Here is an 18254-nt window from a genome sequence, read left to right on the forward strand (position 1 = left end):
AACAAGGCCGGCGCGGTCTTTCTGTTCTAGAGACCCTTCAGAACTTTCGGCAACGCCTCTTCCAGCAATGCCATATCCTGCTCCGGTCCTGCGCTGATGCGGATGCAGCGGTTGAGCGGTGCCACGCCCGGCATACGAATGAAGACGCCGTGCTCCATCAGACCGTCGACGATCGCCCGCGCATGGGTACCATCGCGGCCGCAGTCGATCGCCACGAAATTGGTCGCCGATGGCAGCGGCTCGAGCCCGTTTGCCCTGGCGATCGCCGAGATCCGGTCGCGGGACGCTTTGATCTTGTCGATCACCTCAGCCAGATACTCCTGGTCTTTCAGTGCCGCGAGTGCCGCCGCCACGCCGACCCGGTTCATGCCGAAATGGTTGCGGATCTTGTCGAACGCGGTGGCGTTGTCGGGCGTCGAGATGGTGTAGCCGACCCGCGCGCCCGCCAGACCGTAGGCCTTGGAGAAGGTCCGGGTGCGGATGATGTTCGGCAGGTCGATCAATGCCGAAAGCTTCGGCGCTGCGCCATCGGGCGCCGTTTCGCAATAGGCCTCGTCCAGCACCATCAGGCAGCTTTCCGGCAGGCCCCGCGCGAAGGAGACGATCTTTTCGGCGTCGTTCCAGCTGCCCATCGGATTGTCGGGATTGGCGAAGTAGACCAGCGGCGCGTTTTCGCGGATGACGGCGTCCATCAGGGCGTCGAGATCTTCGCGATCGTCGCGGTAGGGCACCGTCACCAGCGTGCCGCCATGGCCGGCGACATGGAAGTTGAAGGTTGGATAGGCACCGTAGGACGAGACGACGGGCATTCCCGGCTCGATCACCATCCGCACGATCTGCCCGAGCAGGCCGTCCACGCCTTCGCCGATCGCAATGTTTTCGGCGTTGCAGCCAAGATGCGCGGCAAGCGCCTGCTTCAGCTGGTAATTCTCCGGGTCCGAATATTTCCAGCTGTCTGCGGCGGCGGACTTCATGGCTTCGATGACTGACGGGGCAGGGCCGAACCCGTTCTCGTTGGCGCCAATTCGGGCTTGCACGGCAAGCCCTCTGGCGCGCTCAATGGCCTCGGGGCCGACAAAGGGAACGGTCGCGGGAAGAGCGCCAATGAGCGGCGTGAAGCGCGAGAATGAAGACATGATATCAGGATCCGGTTCAAAAAGTCCGCACACAATAGGGGGCTTTGAACGGCGTGCAAGGGCGGACAAGGCCGCTGATGGCGCGCATGAAGCAAAACTATGCCCCTGACGACGACCCGGCTTAGTGGCTCGTTTCGAACGAAAGCCGGATGACGTGATGCAGGAATTCCGCATCGATCAGCATGTTGAAGGCGACCGTGACCTTCTCCTCTTCGTGGCGCATCACGGTGCAGCCGATTTCGTCGTGAATGCCGAGGATTTCCAGGAAGAAGTTGGCCGGTACCGGCAGGCTGGGACTGACGTCCAGTTCGGCGCCATAAAGAGAGATTGTCCGGATCAGGCATCGGAAGGCGGTATTGGTCGAGAGATGGTGTCCGACAAAGATGATCCGGCCAGGCCGGTCTATCGTAAACTTTTCAAATGCCCGATCGCCCGTATGAGCATGGTCGTGTGCGGTATCCTTCATCATCGTACCCGGCAGATCGCCTCCCTCGTTCTCGTCCTCGACTATGACTTTATTCCTCTTTTTATGAATCATTCTGAAACAGATGGGTAAAATGCCGCTGATCTGCGCGTTTTCGTCGCGTCATGATCACGCGTTGCGCAAGTTGCACCGTTAGTGTGCCGAAATCGGGCTGTTGACGGGTCGCCGGGGCGGCGCTACCCCTTCAGCCGCGAGTTTTTCGCGATGGGAGCAGGGCGTGGCAGCAGGTAGATTGGTGATCGTCGGGGCAGGGCAGGCCGGGTTCGCGCTCGCCGCCAAGCTGAGAGCGCTGAAGGATGAGCGGCCTATCACGATGATTGGCTCCGAAGATGTCATTCCCTATCAGCGGCCGCCACTGTCCAAGAAGTACCTGATGGGCGAGATGAGTTTCGACCGCCTGACGTTTCGCCCGGAAACCTGGTTTGCGGAACACGATGTCGAGCTCCGGCTCTCGACCTTTGTCGAAGAAATTGACCGGGATGCAAAGACGATCCGAATGCAGGACGGGTCTGTCCTCGAATATGAACATCTGGCGCTGACCACCGGCTCGACGCCGCGCACCCTTCCAGCCAGCATCGGCGGTGATCTCACGGGTGTCTTTACCGTCCGTGACAAGCGCAACGCCGATCTCCTCGCCGACGAGATGAAGGCAGGTCGCCGGCTTCTGATCATCGGCGGTGGCTATATCGGCCTCGAAGCCGCAGCCGTCGCCCGCCATCTCGGGCTTGAAGTGACGCTCATCGAGATGGCTGACCGCATTCTCCAGCGAGTCGCGTCGAAGGAAACCGCCGACGTGATGCGGGCCATTCACGCCGAGCACGGTGTCGTCATCCGGGAAAAGACAGGTCTTACCCGCCTGATCGGCGAGGACGGCCGGGTTCGCGGGGCCGAGTTGTCCGATGGCACGGTCATCGATATCGATTTCGTCATCGTCGGTATCGGCGTCACGCCGAACGACCGGCTGGCCCAGCAATGCGGCCTCGATGTCGGCAATGGCATCCTCGTCGACGACCATGCCCGCACGTCCGATCCGGCAATCTTTGCCATGGGCGATTGCGCCATGCTGCCCTGGAAGGGCAACAATATCCGTCTCGAGTCGGTGCAGAACGCAGTCGACCAGGCCGAATCGGTTGCCGCGACCCTGACCGGGTCAGCCGAGCCCTACGAGGCAAAGCCGTGGTTCTGGTCCGACCAGTATGACGTGAAGCTGCAGATCGCCGGGTTCAACCTCGGCTACGACGAGACAGTGATGCGGCCCGGTACCCGACAGGGCAGCGTGTCGATCTGGTATTACCGCGAGGGTCGCCTGATCGCCGTCGATGCGATCAACGATGCCAAGGCCTATGTGACCGGCAAGAAGCTGCTGGATAACGGCCTGACTGCCGATAAGGCGCTGATCGCGGATCCGGCGACCGACCTCAAGCAGTTGCTCGCGTAATAAAGACAGCATTTTTTAAAAGGAGATACCATGCCGGCACCGAAAAACGCCTTCAAGGCTCGTTTGCAAGCCGGCCTGCCGCAGATCGGCCTCTGGCTCAACATGGCCGAGCCGCTGCCGGCGGAGATTGCCGGCCATGCGGGTTTCGACTGGCTGGTCATCGACGGCGAACACGGGCCCAACGATCTGCGCAGCATCATGGCGCAGTTGCAGGCCTTGTCTTCCTCCTCATCGGAAGCCGTCGTTCGCCCGCCGATGGGCGAAACCTGGATGATCAAGCAACTGCTCGACATCGGCGCCCGCACGCTTCTGGTGCCGATGGTCGATTCGGCCGAACAGGCGAAAGCACTGGTTGATGCCGTCCGCTATCCGCCGGAGGGAAAGCGCGGCGTGGGTGCAGCCGTTGCCCGCGCCTCCGCCTTCAACGCGATCGCAGACTATACAGACACGGCTGCAGACGAGATCTGCCTTCTGGTGCAGGTCGAAACCATGGCGGCGATCGATGACATCGAGCGAATCGCGGCGGTCGAAGGCGTTGACGGCATCTTCATCGGCCCGGCCGATCTCTCCGCCGACATGGGGTTTCGCGGCCAGATCGGTGCACCGCAAGTGCAGGACGTGATCGAGAACGCGATTCGCCAAATCGTCGCCGCCGGCCAACCGGCCGGCATCTTGACCTTCGACGAAGATCTCAACCGCCGCTATCTCGATCTCGGGGCAACGTTCGTGGCCGTCGGTGCCGATGTCGCTCTCTATTCCAATGCGCTGAAGACGCTCGCCGGTCGCTATGGACGCGGTTCGGGCGGAGCAGGGCCTGCCAGCTACTGATTCCACGCCTATTCCGGTCTCGAATCGGGATCGGCCTGCGAAAGACCTTGCAATCGGCAACGTTCCGAAATAATCAGGCCGGACCGGAGAGGTGGCCGAGTGGTCGAAGGCGCTCCCCTGCTAAGGGAGTATACGGCAAAACCGTATCGTGGGTTCGAATCCCATCCTCTCCGCCATTCCCAAACTTCAAAATCCCAATCGATTTGCGATCCTAGAATCGCTGTTGCGCGCGTAGTTCGCTGAACCTTGCGCGAAGCCTAAGTGGCTGCTTTCCAATGTGTTTCTTAACGATGTGTAAACTTTTAACGGTCGCCCGAGGTGCTTTTGTGCTCTTTCGGCAACACGGGTTTGTGAAGCAGGTGGGTAGAAGGTGCGGATGGCCAGTTCGCGATTGCATGCGCGGCCTGCATTTGTAATTTGAACCACGGAAGCGCGGCGGTGGTTCGTCCGTTTTCAAAGTCCCGGGGACGGGCAGGGAACGCTGGCCTTTAGCAAAAGACCCATCCCCATATGAAACTTTGACTGGAGGTCAAATATGAACATCAAGAGCCTTCTTCTCGGCTCCGCTGCAGCTCTCGCAGCAGTTTCCGGCGCCCAGGCTGCTGACGCGATCGTCGCTGCTGAGCCGGAGCCAATGGAATACGTTCGCGTTTGCGACGCTTTCGGCACAGGTTACTTCTACATCCCGGGCACGGAAACCTGCCTCAAGGTTGGTGGTTACGTTCGTTTCGACGCTAAGTACAACGACGCATACCGCCTCGACCGCGAAGGTTCGTACACCAACACTCGCGCTCACATCTCGCTCGACACCGCTTCGGACACCGAATGGGGCGCTCTGAAGACCAAGATCGTAGCTCGTTTCGACTACAACCCGCATCATCCGCAGTTCGGCTACGAAGAAAACACTCGTACACGTCTGAACCAGGCTTACATCACCTGGGGCGGCTTCCTGGTCGGTCTCGCTGACTCGCAGTACTCGCAGTTCTCGGGTTACGCTGGCGACGTCATCAACGATGACGTGATCTCCTACGGTCCTTTCGAACTCAACCAGGTTTCCTACACCTTCGACGCTGGCAACGGCTTCAAGGTTGTTGCTTCGCTTGAAGACGACGGCACCAACGACAACGACATCCCAGGCGGCGCAAGCGACTGGCCGGATGCAGTTCTCGGCGCTAAGTACGACAACGGCACGTTCGCTGCTTCGCTCGTCGGCGGTTACGACGAATCGCAGGAAGAAGGCGCTGTAAAGGGCCGTATCTCCGGCAAGTTCGGCGCATTCTCGGCCTTCCTCATGGGCGGCTGGAACTCGGACGGCGACGGCACCAACAAGTACGCACCAGGCACGAACTACGGCGACGCAGTCGTTGGTTGGGGTGACTGGGCTGTTTGGGGTGGCGCTGGCTACAAGTTCACCGACAAGGTTGCTGCTAACGTACAGGTTGGCTACACCGACTCCGAAGTTCTTGCTGCTACGGCAAACGTCAAGTGGACCCCAGTTTCGGGCCTCCTGATCCAGCCAGAAGTTTCGTACACGAGCGTCGACAACGCGCAGATGGACGACGATCAGTGGACCGGTATGGTTCGCCTTCAGCGCACGTTCTAATCCTTACCCAAGGATTGTTTCACGGAAGGCCCGGCTCACGCCGGGCCTTTTGTCGTTTGGGGCAATGAAACTGCCGGCTGTTTCTGTCGCCATCGGTCACGGCCGTCTGGTGATTCTCTCCCGCAACTGAGGTGGTCACCAGTTCCTCGACGCGTCGCGGAACGCTGATTCCCGGCCCGTTTATTAAGTGTTGGTTAACGCTCGAAACCAATGCGATGAAACGTTGCAACACTTTTGCAAATAAACACCAAAAACGCGCATCGAAGCTTGTGATTTACTTGTCACAATTGGGAAGGTCTCGTAGCTTCGGGACATGAAGCGCGTCGGTTCGTCGCCGTTTCTTGAGTCGCGGGGAGGGGCAGATGTGCTGGCTCCAGCAAGCTACTCACCCCTTTTGAAACTTTGACTGGAGGTCAAATATGAACATCAAGAGCCTTCTTCTCGGCTCCGCTGCAGCTCTCGCAGCAGTTTCCGGTGCCCAGGCCGCTGACGCTATCGTCGCTGCTGAGCCGGAGCCAATGGAATACGTTCGCGTTTGCGACGCTTTCGGCACGGGTTACTTCTACATCCCAGGCACGGAAACCTGCCTCAAGATCGGTGGTTACGTTCGTTTCGACGCAGGCTATGCTGATGCCTACACGCCAAACAGCGATGGCCTGTACACCAACAGCCGCGCGCACATCTCGCTCGACACAGCTTCCGACACCGAATGGGGTGCACTGAAGACCCGTATCGTCGCTCGTTTCGACTACAACCCGCACAACTCGGCCGCTGGTTTCGAAGAAAACACGCGCACGCGTCTGATCGAAGCCAACATCACTTGGGGTGGCTTCCTGGTTGGTCTTGCTGACTCGCAGTATTCATCGTTCTCTGGCTACGCTGGCGACGTCATCAACGATGACGTGATCTCCTACGGTCCGTTCGAACTGAACCAGGTTACCTACACCTTTGACGGTGGCAACGGCTTCAAGGCTGTAGTCTCGCTCGAAGACGACGGCACCAACGACAACGACATCCCAGGCGGCGCAAGCGATTGGCCGGATGCAGTTGCCGGTATCAAGTACGACAGCGGCACGTTCGCTGCTTCGCTCGTCGGTGGTTACGACGAGTCGCAGGAAGAAGGCGCAATCAAGGCGCGCATCTCCGGCACCTTCGGCGCATTCTCGGCCTTCCTTCTCGGTGGCTGGAACACAGACGGCGACACCACCAACAAGTACGCGCCTGGCGACAGCGTCGGCACGAGCTGGGGTGACTGGGCTGTTTGGGGTGGCGCAGGCTACAAGTTCACCGACAAGGTTGCTGCAAACGTACAGCTTTCCTACACGGACAACGAAACCTTCGCAGCAACTGGTAACGTTCAGTGGACCCCGGTTTCCGGCCTCCTGATCCAGCCAGAAATCTCCTACACGAGCTGGGATGCAATCGACGAAGACCAGTTCGCTGGTATGGTTCGCCTTCAGCGCACGTTCTGATCCTTTAAAAGGATTTGGTTTTACGAAAGGCCCGGCTTCTGCCGGGCCTTTTGCGTTTCGGCGTTTGATTCGGGCGGCCGCTTGATGATTCGCTGCAACGCAGCATCGTCCGCTCTTCAGCGATTTAGAACACACGAACAAACTGATGAATGCTTGCAACACCGACCGGTTCGATTGAGGCGCTAATGGACACAACAGTGCCGATTTCGTTGCCGCAAAGTTGATCGACGACTAGCGTCTCGGCAGCCGACCACGCGACTCGGGGTGATTCCTGCTTCCATGGACGACCTTGTTTTACGACATGCATTGTTTCATCTGCGTTTGTTTGGAGATTACAAAATGAACATTAAGAGCCTTCTTCTTGGCTCCGCTGCTGCCCTCGCAGCAGTCTCCGGCGCTCAGGCCGCCGACGCCATCGTCGCCGCCGAACCGGAACCCATGGAATACGTCCGCGTCTGCGACGCGTTCGGCACCGGCTACTTCTACATTCCAGGCACCGAAACCTGCCTCAAGGTCGGCGGTCGCGTCCGTTTTGATGCCGCTTATGGCAGCGCTTACAGCCCGGATGCCGATGGTCTCTACACCAACAGCCGCGCAGAGCTCTATCTCAGCACCGCTTCGGACACCGAAATGGGCACGCTGAAGACCAACCTCACGGCGCGCTTCGACTACGATCCGCATAACCCGTCTTACGGCTACGAAGAAAATACCCGTACGCGCCTGATGGTTGCGACGATCGAACTCGGCGGCTTTGCGGTCGGCCTGCAGGATTCGCTCTATGAATCCTTCATCGATTACGCCGGTAACGTCGACAGCGACGACGTCATCAATTACGGCCCGAGCGAAGTCAACATGGTTGCCTACACCTACAAGGGTGGCAACGGCTTCTCGGCATTCGCCGCTCTCGAAGACGACGGCCAGAACGACAACGACACCGCCGGTGGCGCCAGCGACTGGCCGAATGTTGCCGCTGGTCTGAAATACGACACAGGCAATTTCATGGTCGGCGTAACAGGTGGTTACGACGAATCGGCTGAAGAAGGTGCCGTCAAGGCACGTGTCGGCGGCAAGTTCGGCGCCTTCACCGCCTTCCTGATGGGTGGCTGGAACAGCGATGGCGACAGCTTCAACTCCTATGCACCTGAAATCATTGATGGCTTCGGCTGGGGTGACTGGGCCGTTTGGGGTGGTGCCGGTTACGAGTTCAACGAAGACCTTGCTGCCAACATGCAGGTTTCCTACTCTGATAGCGACGTCCTTTCGGCTGTCGCCAACCTGCAGTGGACGCCGATCCAGGGCTTCCTGATCCAGCCGGAAATTGCCTACACCAAGTGGAACAACGCCACGCTCGACGACGAAGCATGGTCGGGTCTCTTGCGCTTCCAGCGCACATTCTGATTTCTGCGATCAAACGCGAAAGGCCCGGCATTGCCGGGCCTTTTTGCATTTTGGGGTGTGATGAGACGAACCGGGCGTTGGAAGATAAGATTATCGGCGCCCCAACCGCAGGTCTGTCACGATATCCGACGTCTGTCCGAGCCTGACCTTGTAGACTTGGTAGTTCTCCATCACCCGCTGCACATAGTTGCGCGTTTCGGGGAAGGGGATGCGCTCGATCCAGTCGACGACTTCGTCGATCGGCTTGCCGCGAGGGTCGCCGTAGCGGGCAATCCACTCGTTCACCCGTTTCGGCCCCGCATTGTAGGCGATGAAGGTCATGATGTAGGAGCCGCCGAACGTCTCGATCTGCTCCCCCAGATAATGGGCGCCGAGCGTCGCGTTATAGCCGGCATCGCTGGTCAATCGGTCTGCCTTGAAGGCCAGCCCGTGGCGCCTCGCCACGCCCTGGGCGGTCGTCGGCAGGATCTGTAGCAGCCCGCGGGCGTTGGCCGGTGACACGGCTGTCGGATTGAACGCGCTTTCCTGACGGGCGATCGCGTAGGCAAGCGCCTTGCCGGACCCCTCGATATTGGCAGCCGTTGGAATGACGCCGAGCGGATAGGCAAGCGCTGCAACGTCGATGCCGCGCGAAAAGGCACTCTTGCCGATCGAGAGCGACAGCGCATGGTCACCCTGCGCTTCGGCGCGTGACGAAAGCAGCGCGAGTTCACCGGGGCTCGTCAGCTCTTCGCCGAGGGCCTTGTAAAGCGCTGCCGACCGGCGATCGTGGCCGGCGGCGTCCAGCCTTGCGATAGCCCGAACGGCCTCGCGGTTTTCGAACATCTGCCGGTCGGCTGCCGATGGCGTCGGATAACTGACATCGAGCGTCCGCGTGCCCAGCCTTGCGGCGGCGAGCTGGCCATAGAATGTGCCGGGGAACCTGGCAGCGCGGCTGTAGAATTCCGATGAGGAACCCGGTCCGCCAGCCTCCGCGGCGCGTCCGAGCCAGTAGAGCGCGCGCGATGCCGAGAGTGGACGGCTCGAGGCAGCGAGAATCCTCGAGAAATGCTTTTCGGCTGTGGCCGGATCGTTCAGCGCCCGCAGCGCGTACCAGCCCGCATGAAACTCCGCATCCACCTTGTCGGTGGAGAGTGCTGCCATCGGGTCGGACACCGTCCGGTAGGCCAGCCTGAGATCGCCGAGATCGGCGAGCCCGCGGGCAACGATTCGCTGCTCGTTCCACCATTCGCTGGTGTTGATCAGGCGGCCCGCTTCGCGCGGAGCCTTTGCGAGAAGCGCTGCGGCCTCCTGGTACTTGTCCTGGCGGCGCAGATATTCGATCCGCACGAAAAGGGTAGCCGGATCGCTTGCCAGCGAACGGTCAATTGCCTCGATCGCCGGTCCTGCCGTCTTTGCGTTGGCGATGACGGCGTTCCACGCCTTGTAGAGCGATTGCGAACCGCCGAGCTCGGCAAAGCGCTTCGCCTGCGCGCCGCGGCTGCGGTACATCAGGTAATCCATCCTCGCCCGGTGATCCGCGGGCGAAAGAAGCGCAGAAAACTCGGCAAGGATCCGGTCTTCCATCGGCTTGTCCAGCGGCTCGGATGCCCAGATGTTTTTCAGGATGCGCCCGGCATCGGCATGTTTGCCACTCGCCACCAACGCCCTCGATAGAATGACGGCACCTTCCGGCGTTTCCGGTTTCGTCGTGCCGAAAGCGGCAAGCACCTGGGCCGGCGTCGGGTTTTCGCGGTAGAGCGCGCGTTCGGACTGCGCCCGCAGGGTGGAAAGCCCCGGCCATCCGACGAGCCTGCGCTGCGCAGCGGCAATTTCGCTCGAAGGAATACCGCGGGCGCCCGAGGTGGCAATCGCCCAGGTCAGGATCTTTTCGTCGAGCGAGCCTTCCGGCAGGCTGTCGCGCATGGCGATCGCCTGTGCGGCATCGTTGTCGGAGAGTGCATCGAGACCGGCCTTGAGAGCAGGGGCGGGAGCGGGCGTCGCAAGCGGCCGGTTCATCCTGGGGATTGCGCCGGTAATGTCAGGCACGGGAACCAGCGCCGGAGTGGCCGGCGGTGTTGTCGGTGGGGCAGGGACGGGCGTCGGAACGGTGGTGAAGCCCGGGATTGCAGCGGGAGCGTCCGGCCTCACGAATGGCAGCGGCGCAACGCCGGCATTGGGACCTGGAGGTGCAGCGTAAGCCGGCAGGGCCGCGATGCTGATTGCCAGCGCTGCCCCGAGCGTCTTGAGGATTACAACGGGTTTGCTCATCCGGCAACTCGCGACAACGATGTTTCAGACCCCTTATTAGCTGCTGACAAGCTTAACAAAACCTTACCACAGCGGTCACGATCGCGCGAATTCTTAAGTGGGATTTACGCTGAAAACCCATGTACTTCCGCTTGTCGCCGCCCGGTCGCCGATTTATGGTGCCCAGCCTTATAGTCGCGGATTACGGCCGAAGCATGGATTGTACCATGCCCTTCGGCCTTTGGGAGTTTTGCATGTTCAAGGGATCGATCCCCGCTCTCGTCACCCCCTTCACCACCGACGGCGCGGTGGACGAGGATGCTTTCGCCGCGCATGTGGAGTGGACGATCTCGGAAGGCAGTTCCGGTCTGGTCCCGGTCGGCACGACCGGCGAATCTCCGACGCTCTCGCACGACGAACACAAGCGGGTCGTTGAACTGTGCGTCGAGGCCGCCCGCGGCCGCGTCCCTGTCATCGCCGGCGCCGGGTCCAACAACACCCGCGAAGCGATCGAGCTTGCCCAGCATGCGCAGACCGCGGGCGCCGATGCGCTTCTGGTGGTCACACCCTATTACAACAAGCCGACCCAGAAGGGCCTGATCGCGCATTTTTCCGCGGTCGCCGAAGCCACAGATCTGCCGATCATCATCTACAACATTCCCGGCCGATCGGTCATCGACATGACCCCGGAAACGATGGGTTTCCTTACCAAAGCCCACAAGAACATCGTCGGCGTCAAGGATGCGACCGGCAAGATCGAGCGCGTCTCCGAACAGCGCATCACCTGCGGGTCGGAATTTGTGCAGCTGTCCGGCGAGGATGCGACGGCGCTTGGCTTCAACGCCCATGGTGGCGTCGGCTGCATCTCGGTGACGGCCAATGTCGCGCCGCGGCTTTGTGCCGAGTTCCAGGCCGCCACGCTTGCCGGCGATTATGCCAAGGCACTCGAGTATCAGGATCGCCTGATGCCGCTCCACAAGGCGATCTTCATGGAGCCCGGCGTCTGCGGTTCGAAATACGGACTTTACAAGGTCCGCGGCCTGAACCGCGCTGTCCGCTCTCCGCTGATGTCGACGCTGGAACCGGCGACGGAAGCTGCCATTGATGCAGCACTGCGTCATGCGGGTATCCTGAACTGAAGCCGCAGCGCTTCACTTTTGCTGCCTGGCGCATTACATAGAAATCGAACCCCGCTCATCGCCCATGGGCGGGGATTGTGTTTCAGATGAAGGGCGACGGAAGATTTCAATGGCCCCCAAAGGCAGCCAGCGCACGGTGAACAAGATTGTCGCGGAAAACCGCAAGGCCCGCTTCAATTACGAGATCCTCGATACCTACGAAGCCGGCATCATGCTGACCGGCACCGAGGTCAAGTCGCTGCGTGACGGCAAGGCAAATATCGCCGAGTCCTACGCCTCAGACGAAGGCAATGAAATCTGGCTGATCAACAGCCATCTTCCGGAATATCTGCAGGCCAACCGCTTCAACCACGAGCCCCGCCGTCGCCGGAAGCTGCTTTTGTCGAAGCGCGAGATCTCCCGCCTGCGTGTCGGTATCAACCGTGAAGGCATGACACTGGTGCCGTTGAAGATCTACTTCAATGAAAAGGGTCGCGCGAAACTCGAACTGGCGCTCGCCAAGGGCAAGAAGCTGCACGACAAGCGCGAGACCGAGAAGGAACGCGACTGGAACCGCGAGAAGTCGCGGCTTTTCAAGGCCGGTTGAGGCTGACCCGTCGGGCGTCGCGTTAAGCGCGTGCTCGAGCGAGCTGGAGAACCCTCACGGCGGAACAAAACCACACATCGCCCGTTTCAGCTCGTTATTTTGGGGCAAGTGGGCGATGACGAAAAAGCAGATCTTTACCTACATCACGATTGTCATCGGCTTCGGCGCCGCCGGCTACCTTCTGTACCATACGTTCCGCGAATACTCGCTCAGCGACATTGTCCAGTCCGTCCGGGATATCCCGACCTATAATCTCGTCATGGCGGGTCTGTTTGCCGCCGGATCTTATGTTTGCCTGTCCGGCTTTGATTGGGCTGGCGTGCGCTACGTGAAGAACGACCTCTCCTATCCCAAGATCGGCCTTGCCTCCTTCATCGCGCTGTCGATCGGCCAGAGTGTCGGCCTGTCGGGTCTCAGCAGCGGCGCGCTGCGCTATCGCTACTATCATCACTGGGGCATGAGCACCGAGGACGTTGCCAAGATCGTTCTGTTTTCCGGTGTCACTGTCGGCATCGGCATGGCCGTTCTGTCGGGTATTGTGATGATCATCAATCCGAAGGATGCCGCAACAGTCCTGCGGCTGTCGGAGGCGATGGTCATGGGGATCGGTTTTGCCTGCGTCGCCGTGACGGGTGTATATCTCATCCTCGCGGCAACGGTGCGCGCGCCTTTGAAGATCCGCTCCTGGAGCTTTGAAATGCCGACGCTCAGGATCGCCATCGCACAGGTGGTAATCGGCACGATCAATTTCGCGCTCGTATCCGCCTGTCTGCGCGAAGTCATGGCAGCGAGCGCCGATGTCAGCTACCTGAAGGCCGCGACCGCGTTCGTGCTCGCCAATCTCGCAATCCTCATTACCCATGCGCCCGGTGGCCTTGGAGTCCTCGAGGCAACGGTTCGTCATGTAATGGGCGACCAGGCGTCGATCGGTTCGCTTGTCGCGTTCCGAGTGATCTACTTCTTCATTCCGTTCTTTATCGGGCTTCCCCTGGCCCTGATCGTCGAGGGCGTGTTTCGTGCACGAAAGCGCAGCGCCGGGCAGGGGGCGTCATCTTCGGTGACGCCGGAGCCGCATTCGGCGTAGTCGTTTTCCCCAACAAAAAAAGGCGCCGTCGAACGGCGCCTTTCTCATTCCAGGGATGATCTCAACCTTCGGCCGGTTCGGGAGCAGGCTCCGTCGGCCGTGGTGCGCGTTCCGATGGATCGCGGCCCACTTCGGCTTTCAGTGTCATCAGATCGATGAAATGATCGGCCTGCCGGCGCAGGTCGTCGGCGATCATCGGCGGCTGCGTCTGCATCGTCGAAACGACCGAGACCTTGCGGCCGCGGCGCTGCAGCGCCTCGACAAGATTGGTGAAGTCGCCATCGCCCGAAAACAGCACGAGATGATCAACGGTCTCGGCCTGTTCCATCGCATCGATCGCGAGCTCGATATCCATGTTGCCCTTGATTTTGCGGCGGCCAAGCGAATCCGTGAACTCCTTGGCGGGCTTGGTCACAACCTTGTAGCCGTTGTAATCCAGCCAGTCGATCAGCGGCCTGATCGACGAATATTCCTGATCCTCGATCAGCGCCGTATAGTAATAGGCACGCAACAGATAGCCGCGCTTCTGAAAAGCCTTCAGAAGCTTACGGTAATCAATATCGAAACCAAGGCTTTTCGAGGCCGCGTAAAGATTAGCACCGTCGATAAAGAGAGCTATCTTCTCTCTTGGGTCAAACATATGTCTCCATCCCCTTCAAGCTGCTTGACCAAGGACCCGTCAAATGAAAAGTTGAGCCGATCGCTTAGGTATTTATCGGTTAAATTACCAGCTAATCATATAAATGTCATTTATGGTAGGATTCGCTTTTATCCAAGCAACCTTTCGTTGAATCTGGCCAGAGTCATCGCCACCACGGTCGGCGGCATGCGGCAGTCGGCATGAATAAACTTGAATTTCGCCGGCAATGGCTGTATCGGGCGTAGCAATTCCGAAAATAACGACCGCAAAGGACAGGCAATGGCCCGTGTCACAGTAGAAGATTGCATTGACAAAGTCGATAATCGTTTTGAGCTGGTGCTTCTCGCCAGCCACCGTGCCCGCCAGATCTCGCAGGGCGCAGCGATCACCATCGATCGCGACAATGACAAGAACCCGGTCGTCGCACTGCGAGAAATCGCCGACGAAACGCTGTCTCCCGACGACCTGAAGGAAGACCTGATCCATTCGCTGCAGAAGCATGTCGAGATCGACGAGCCCGAGCCCGATCCGGCAACCCTGATTGCTGCCGGCAGCACGTCGACAGCCACTGGCAACGACGAGGAAGACGGCGCTGCGGAAACCGTCAATTTCGACCAGATGTCGGAAGAAGACCTTCTCGCCGGTATCGAAGGCCTTGTGCCGCCGGAAAAGAGCGACGATTACTGATTGATGCATTGTTTGGGCAAGGGACCGTTCATTCTCTCGCCCTAATCTGTCTTGATATCTATGATGGCCGCGCTGATCTGATGGTTGGCGCGCCATTTTTATTTTGTTGGACCCGGTATCGAGGGCATTTCACGGGATGATGAGGCAGTACGAGCTTGTTGAGCGGGTACAGAAGTACAAGCCCGAGGCCAACGAAGCTCTTCTCAACAAGGCCTATGTCTACGCCATGCAAAAGCATGGCCAGCAAAAACGCGCCTCTGGCGATCCCTATATCTCGCATCCGCTCGAAGTGGCTGCCATCCTCACCGACATGCATCTCGACGAGTCGACGATCGCCGTCGCGTTGCTGCACGATACGATTGAGGACACGACCGCGACCCGCGCCGAGATCGACGAGCTGTTCGGCGAGGATATCGGTCGTCTCGTCGAAGGCCTGACCAAGCTCAAGCGTCTCGATCTCGTCTCGAAAAAGGCCAAGCAGGCCGAGAACCTGCGCAAGCTGCTGCTGGCGATCTCCGACGACGTGCGCGTCCTGCTGGTCAAGCTTGCCGACCGGCTGCACAACATGCGCACGCTCGACCATATGAAGGCCGAGCAGAAGGCCCGCATTTCCGAAGAGACGATGGATATCTATGCGCCGCTTGCCGGCCGCATGGGCATGCAGGACATGCGCGACGAGCTCGAGGACCTGTCCTTCCGCTACATCAACCCGGAAGCCTATGCGACGGTCACCCAGCGGCTGGCCGATCTTTCGGCCCGCAACGAAGGGCTGATCAAGAAGATCGAGGACGAGTTGCGCGATCTTCTCGTCGCCAACGGCCTGCCGGACGCCGCCGTCAAGGGACGCCAGAAGAAGCCCTATTCCATCTTCCGCAAGATGCAGTCGAAGTCGTTGTCCTTCGAACAGCTTTCCGACCTCTACGGTTTCCGCATTGTCGTCGACGACGTCGCCTGCTGCTACAAGGCACTCGGCATCGTTCATACCCGCTGGCGCGTCGTGCCGGGCCGCTTCAAGGACTACATCTCCAACCCGAAGCAGAACGACTATCGCTCGATCCACTCGACGATCGTCGGCCCGTCCAGGCAGCGTATCGAATTGCAGATCCGTACCGAGATGATGCAGGAGATTGCCGAATACGGGATCGCCGCGCACGCGCTCTATAAGGATGGCCAGTCGGGTGGTGCCAAGGGCGACGATCTTCTGCCCAAGGAATCGAGCGCCTATTCCTGGCTGCGCCATACGATCGAGTCGCTTGCCGAAGGCGACAATCCGGAAGAATTCCTGGAGCATACCAAGCTCGAACTGTTCCAGGATCAGGTCTTCTGCTTCACGCCCAAGGGCAAGCTGATCGCGCTGCCGCGCGGTGCCACGCCGATCGACTTTGCCTATGCGGTTCATACCAATATCGGCGACACCACGGTTGGCGCCAAGATCAACGGCCGTATCATGCCGCTTGTCACCCGGCTGAACAACGGTGACGAGGTGGAGATCATCCGCTCGGGCGTGCAGGTTCCGCCGGCCGCCTGGGAAGAAATCGTCGTCACCGGCAAGGCCCGCTCGGCCATCCGCCGCGCCACCCGCATGGCGATCCGCAAACAGTATGCTGGCCTCGGCTACCGTATCCTGGAGCGTACCTTCGATCGCGCCGCAAAGACCTTTACCCGCGAGGCGCTGAAGCCTGCTCTTCATCGGCTTGCCCACAAGGATGTCGAGGATGCGATCGCTGCCGTCGGGCGAGGGGAGCTGTCGTCGCTCGACGTGCTGCGCGCCGTCTTCCCTGATTTCAAGGACGAACGCGTTACGGTGAAGCCATCGGCCGATGACGGCTGGTTCAACATGCGCAGCGCGTCCGGCATGATGTTCAAGCTGCCGAACCAGCCAAAGGCACCGCTGGAGGATGCCCAGACGGCCGTCAATGCCGGCGATGTCGTTGCGTTGAGCCCTGAACCGGTTCCGATCCGCGGTCTTGCCGGCAATATGCAGGTGCGTTTCGCACCGAGCGGCGCCGTGCCCGGAGACCGTATCGTCGGGATCATGGACAAGGGCGAGGCGATCACCATCTATCCGATCCAGGCGCCGATCCTGCAGCACTTCGATGAGGAACCGGAGCGCTGGATCGATGTGCGCTGGGATCTCGACGAGGCCAACAAGTCTCGTTTTCTGGCCCGGATCGACGTCAACACGATCAACGAGCCAGGCACCCTTGCGACGGTCGCGAAGACAATCGGCGGTCTCGACATCAACATCCGATCCTTGTCGATGGCCAGCAATCGCGCCGCCGATTTCTCCGAGATCGCCATGGAAGTCGAAGTCTGGGACGTGCGCCAGCTCAACCAGCTCCTGACGCAGCTGAAGGAACTGGACTGCGTTTCCAACCTAAAGCGTGTCTACGACTAACCCCAGCCGACCGTCGACGCGGACTGCCTGTTTTGAGTGCGCTCCCCTGGAACGGGTATGCATTCAATGCAGGGCTGGGAGGTAACCCTTGCGTTGGTAAAGCCCGCTGGTTCAGCCTATATCTGCTGCGCCGCAACATTTACCGAAAGAGGCGTCATATGTTTACCTCCGTCCGCAAGTTCGCCCGCGTCCTGCGCGGTCCTTCCGTCCAGGAACGCGAAATGGCTTACCTCAATGAAGCCTGCGATCGCTTCGATCTCGAGCACCGCGTTCGCCAGATCGACCGTGGCATGTTCCGCAAGTCCATCTGAATTCAATGACATGACAGCGGCTCGGTCGTCTGTCGTGCAGTAGATCTATCCGGGGGCCGTGCGCGAAGCGGCCCGATGCCAGCGGCCAATTTTCGCCATCATCTTGGGCTTCCGATACGAAGACCGTTTCCGAACTGAGATGATGGTTCTCGGATCCTTGACCGGACCGAACCAGAAAGAAGCTGCTTCATGCCCTTTCGGCGCCGCAAAGCCCCGACCTTTCGAGAAAAGCTGCATCGCGCAATATTCCCCCCGAAGGGGTTCCGCCGTGTGCTCGGATATTACCGGCTTAAGATCTTGCGCATCGGCGGTTCGCCGCATGCGGTTGCTGCCGGTCTTGCCATCGGCATGGTCAGCGCCTGGACACCCTTTCTCGGCTTCCACATCCTTTTTGCGATTCCTTTTGCCTGGGTGCTGGGCGGCAGCATGGTCGCTGCGGCGCTTGGCACGGCCTTCGCCAATCCCGTTACTTGTCCCATCATCTGGCCCCTTACGTGGGAAATCGGCCAGTTCATCCTTGGCCGCGCTGGCGGCGGCGAAGCGCGGCCGGTCGATCTAGCGGCGCTGTTTTCCCAGCTCAAGCTATCGGAACTCTGGGACCCGATCCTGGAGCCGATGCTGATCGGCTCGCTGCCTCCCGGACTGTTCTGCGGACTGCTTGTCTATGTCGCGACCTATTTCGGGATCCGCAGTTTTCGCAACAGCCAGACGGAGCGTCGGCTTGCCCGCCGCAGCGAATATCAGCAGGCCTATGAGCGGGAATATCAGCCGGGGAACTTGACGGCGCAGCCGGCAGACCGCAAGTCAGTCGATGCTTGAGA

16 protein-coding genes and 1 tRNA gene are annotated in these 18254 nt (G+C 59.9%); 13 read left to right on the forward strand and 4 right to left on the reverse strand.

Translation table 11 applies throughout. The annotated features are described in order from the left end of the window. Positions 1-26: 26 nt before the first annotated feature. Positions 27-1136, reverse strand: a complete 1110-nt coding sequence (locus G6K99_RS05090) for a pyridoxal phosphate-dependent aminotransferase (protein WP_174195894.1) — start codon at positions 1134-1136, stop codon at positions 27-29. A 121-nt stretch (positions 1137-1257) separates the two neighbouring features. After that, positions 1258-1602, reverse strand: coding sequence for a hypothetical protein (locus G6K99_RS05095; protein WP_244631358.1), 345 nt, complete (start codon positions 1600-1602; stop codon positions 1258-1260). A 235-nt stretch (positions 1603-1837) separates the two neighbouring features. On the opposite strand from G6K99_RS05095, the gene G6K99_RS05100 reads away from it, so the two are divergent. The 6 genes from G6K99_RS05100 (at position 1838) to G6K99_RS05125 (ending at position 8359) form a co-directional block, all read left to right on the forward strand. Continuing rightward, the gene (locus G6K99_RS05100; RefSeq protein ID WP_174195896.1) at positions 1838-3058 is read left to right on the forward strand and encodes an FAD-dependent oxidoreductase; all 1221 of its coding nucleotides are present in this window, start codon (positions 1838-1840) and stop codon (positions 3056-3058) included. A 30-nt stretch (positions 3059-3088) separates the two neighbouring features. Beyond that, positions 3089-3886: an aldolase/citrate lyase family protein gene (locus G6K99_RS05105; RefSeq protein ID WP_174195897.1), complete on the forward strand. Its 798-nt coding sequence runs from the start codon at positions 3089-3091 to the stop codon at positions 3884-3886. Positions 3887-3971: 85 nt separating this feature from the next. Further along, positions 3972-4062, forward strand: a tRNA-Ser gene (locus G6K99_RS05110). Between the two features lie 359 nt (positions 4063-4421). Beyond that, on the forward strand, positions 4422-5489 hold the full coding sequence (locus tag G6K99_RS05115) for a porin (RefSeq protein ID WP_062453399.1): 1068 nt from the start codon (positions 4422-4424) through the stop codon (positions 5487-5489). 419 nt (positions 5490-5908) lie between these two features. Continuing rightward, complete coding sequence (locus G6K99_RS05120) at positions 5909-6961, forward strand: porin (protein ID WP_092661800.1); 1053 nt, start codon at positions 5909-5911, stop codon at positions 6959-6961. A 339-nt stretch (positions 6962-7300) separates the two neighbouring features. Continuing rightward, the gene (locus G6K99_RS05125; RefSeq protein WP_062453397.1) at positions 7301-8359 is read left to right on the forward strand and encodes a porin; all 1059 of its coding nucleotides are present in this window, start codon (positions 7301-7303) and stop codon (positions 8357-8359) included. A gap of 90 nt (positions 8360-8449) precedes the next feature. Here the strand turns inward: G6K99_RS05125 and G6K99_RS05130 are convergent, their stop codons facing one another. Further along, positions 8450-10609, reverse strand: coding sequence for a lytic transglycosylase domain-containing protein (locus tag G6K99_RS05130; protein WP_174195898.1), 2160 nt, complete (start codon positions 10607-10609; stop codon positions 8450-8452). Positions 10610-10842: 233 nt separating this feature from the next. Between G6K99_RS05130 and dapA the strand changes: the two genes are divergently transcribed. The 3 genes from dapA (at position 10843) to G6K99_RS05145 (ending at position 13397) form a co-directional block, all read left to right on the forward strand. Further along, positions 10843-11727, forward strand: a complete 885-nt coding sequence (gene dapA / locus G6K99_RS05135) for a 4-hydroxy-tetrahydrodipicolinate synthase (RefSeq protein WP_174195899.1) — start codon at positions 10843-10845, stop codon at positions 11725-11727. A gap of 109 nt (positions 11728-11836) precedes the next feature. Further along, positions 11837-12313 (forward strand): SsrA-binding protein SmpB, encoded by a 477-nt coding sequence (gene smpB / locus G6K99_RS05140; RefSeq protein ID WP_062453395.1) that lies wholly within the window; start codon positions 11837-11839, stop codon positions 12311-12313. Between the two features lie 115 nt (positions 12314-12428). Then, positions 12429-13397 carry a YbhN family protein gene (locus G6K99_RS05145; RefSeq protein WP_174195900.1) on the forward strand — a complete coding sequence of 323 codons (969 nt, stop codon included), beginning with the start codon at positions 12429-12431 and terminating at the stop codon, positions 13395-13397. A 61-nt stretch (positions 13398-13458) separates the two neighbouring features. Here G6K99_RS05145 and G6K99_RS05150 read toward each other — a convergent pair whose 3' ends face one another. Beyond that, on the reverse strand, positions 13459-14037 hold the full coding sequence (locus G6K99_RS05150) for an NYN domain-containing protein (RefSeq protein ID WP_062453393.1): 579 nt from the start codon (positions 14035-14037) through the stop codon (positions 13459-13461). Positions 14038-14316: 279 nt separating this feature from the next. Here G6K99_RS05150 and rpoZ point away from each other — a divergent pair, with 279 nt between their 5' ends. The 4 genes from rpoZ (at position 14317) to G6K99_RS05170 (ending at position 18252) form a co-directional block, all read left to right on the forward strand. Then, complete coding sequence (rpoZ, locus tag G6K99_RS05155; RefSeq protein ID WP_174195901.1) at positions 14317-14724, forward strand: DNA-directed RNA polymerase subunit omega; 408 nt, start codon at positions 14317-14319, stop codon at positions 14722-14724. Positions 14725-14860: 136 nt separating this feature from the next. Then, positions 14861-17122 (forward strand): bifunctional (p)ppGpp synthetase/guanosine-3',5'-bis(diphosphate) 3'-pyrophosphohydrolase, encoded by a 2262-nt coding sequence (locus G6K99_RS05160; RefSeq protein WP_113167359.1) that lies wholly within the window; start codon positions 14861-14863, stop codon positions 17120-17122. A 158-nt stretch (positions 17123-17280) separates the two neighbouring features. Beyond that, positions 17281-17433 carry a DUF3563 family protein gene (locus G6K99_RS05165; protein WP_082471869.1) on the forward strand — a complete coding sequence of 51 codons (153 nt, stop codon included), beginning with the start codon at positions 17281-17283 and terminating at the stop codon, positions 17431-17433. A 189-nt stretch (positions 17434-17622) separates the two neighbouring features. Then, positions 17623-18252, forward strand: a complete 630-nt coding sequence (locus G6K99_RS05170) for a DUF2062 domain-containing protein (protein WP_062453391.1) — start codon at positions 17623-17625, stop codon at positions 18250-18252. The last annotated feature ends 2 nt before the right edge of the window (positions 18253-18254 follow it).

The sequence above is a fragment of the Neorhizobium sp. AL 9.2.2 genome, from assembly GCF_013317225.1.
In the GTDB taxonomy this organism is placed as follows: domain Bacteria; phylum Pseudomonadota; class Alphaproteobacteria; order Rhizobiales; family Rhizobiaceae; genus Neorhizobium; species Neorhizobium soli.

What these genes read in the sequence shown, in the direction of transcription:
- smpB (WP_062453395.1), top strand. Translation starts at nt 11,837, where the DNA reads ATGGCCCCCAAAGGCAGCCAGCGCACGGTGAACAAGATTGTCGCGGAA.
- rpoZ (WP_174195901.1), top strand. Translation starts at nt 14,317, where the DNA reads ATGGCCCGTGTCACAGTAGAAGATTGCATTGACAAAGTCGATAATCGT.
- G6K99_RS05115 (WP_062453399.1), top strand. Translation starts at nt 4,422, where the DNA reads ATGAACATCAAGAGCCTTCTTCTCGGCTCCGCTGCAGCTCTCGCAGCA.
- G6K99_RS05165 (WP_082471869.1), top strand. Translation starts at nt 17,281, where the DNA reads ATGTTTACCTCCGTCCGCAAGTTCGCCCGCGTCCTGCGCGGTCCTTCC.
- G6K99_RS05120 (WP_092661800.1), top strand. Translation starts at nt 5,909, where the DNA reads ATGAACATCAAGAGCCTTCTTCTCGGCTCCGCTGCAGCTCTCGCAGCA.
- G6K99_RS05095 (WP_244631358.1), bottom strand. Translation starts at nt 1,602, where the DNA reads ATGAAGGATACCGCACACGACCATGCTCATACGGGCGATCGGGCATTT.
- G6K99_RS05105 (WP_174195897.1), top strand. Translation starts at nt 3,089, where the DNA reads ATGCCGGCACCGAAAAACGCCTTCAAGGCTCGTTTGCAAGCCGGCCTG.
- G6K99_RS05145 (WP_174195900.1), top strand. Translation starts at nt 12,429, where the DNA reads ATGACGAAAAAGCAGATCTTTACCTACATCACGATTGTCATCGGCTTC.
- G6K99_RS05125 (WP_062453397.1), top strand. Translation starts at nt 7,301, where the DNA reads ATGAACATTAAGAGCCTTCTTCTTGGCTCCGCTGCTGCCCTCGCAGCA.
- G6K99_RS05090 (WP_174195894.1), bottom strand. Translation starts at nt 1,136, where the DNA reads ATGTCTTCATTCTCGCGCTTCACGCCGCTCATTGGCGCTCTTCCCGCG.
- G6K99_RS05160 (WP_113167359.1), top strand. Translation starts at nt 14,861, where the DNA reads ATGATGAGGCAGTACGAGCTTGTTGAGCGGGTACAGAAGTACAAGCCC.
- G6K99_RS05130 (WP_174195898.1), bottom strand. Translation starts at nt 10,609, where the DNA reads ATGAGCAAACCCGTTGTAATCCTCAAGACGCTCGGGGCAGCGCTGGCA.
- dapA (WP_174195899.1), top strand. Translation starts at nt 10,843, where the DNA reads ATGTTCAAGGGATCGATCCCCGCTCTCGTCACCCCCTTCACCACCGAC.
- G6K99_RS05170 (WP_062453391.1), top strand. Translation starts at nt 17,623, where the DNA reads ATGCCCTTTCGGCGCCGCAAAGCCCCGACCTTTCGAGAAAAGCTGCAT.
- G6K99_RS05150 (WP_062453393.1), bottom strand. Translation starts at nt 14,037, where the DNA reads ATGTTTGACCCAAGAGAGAAGATAGCTCTCTTTATCGACGGTGCTAAT.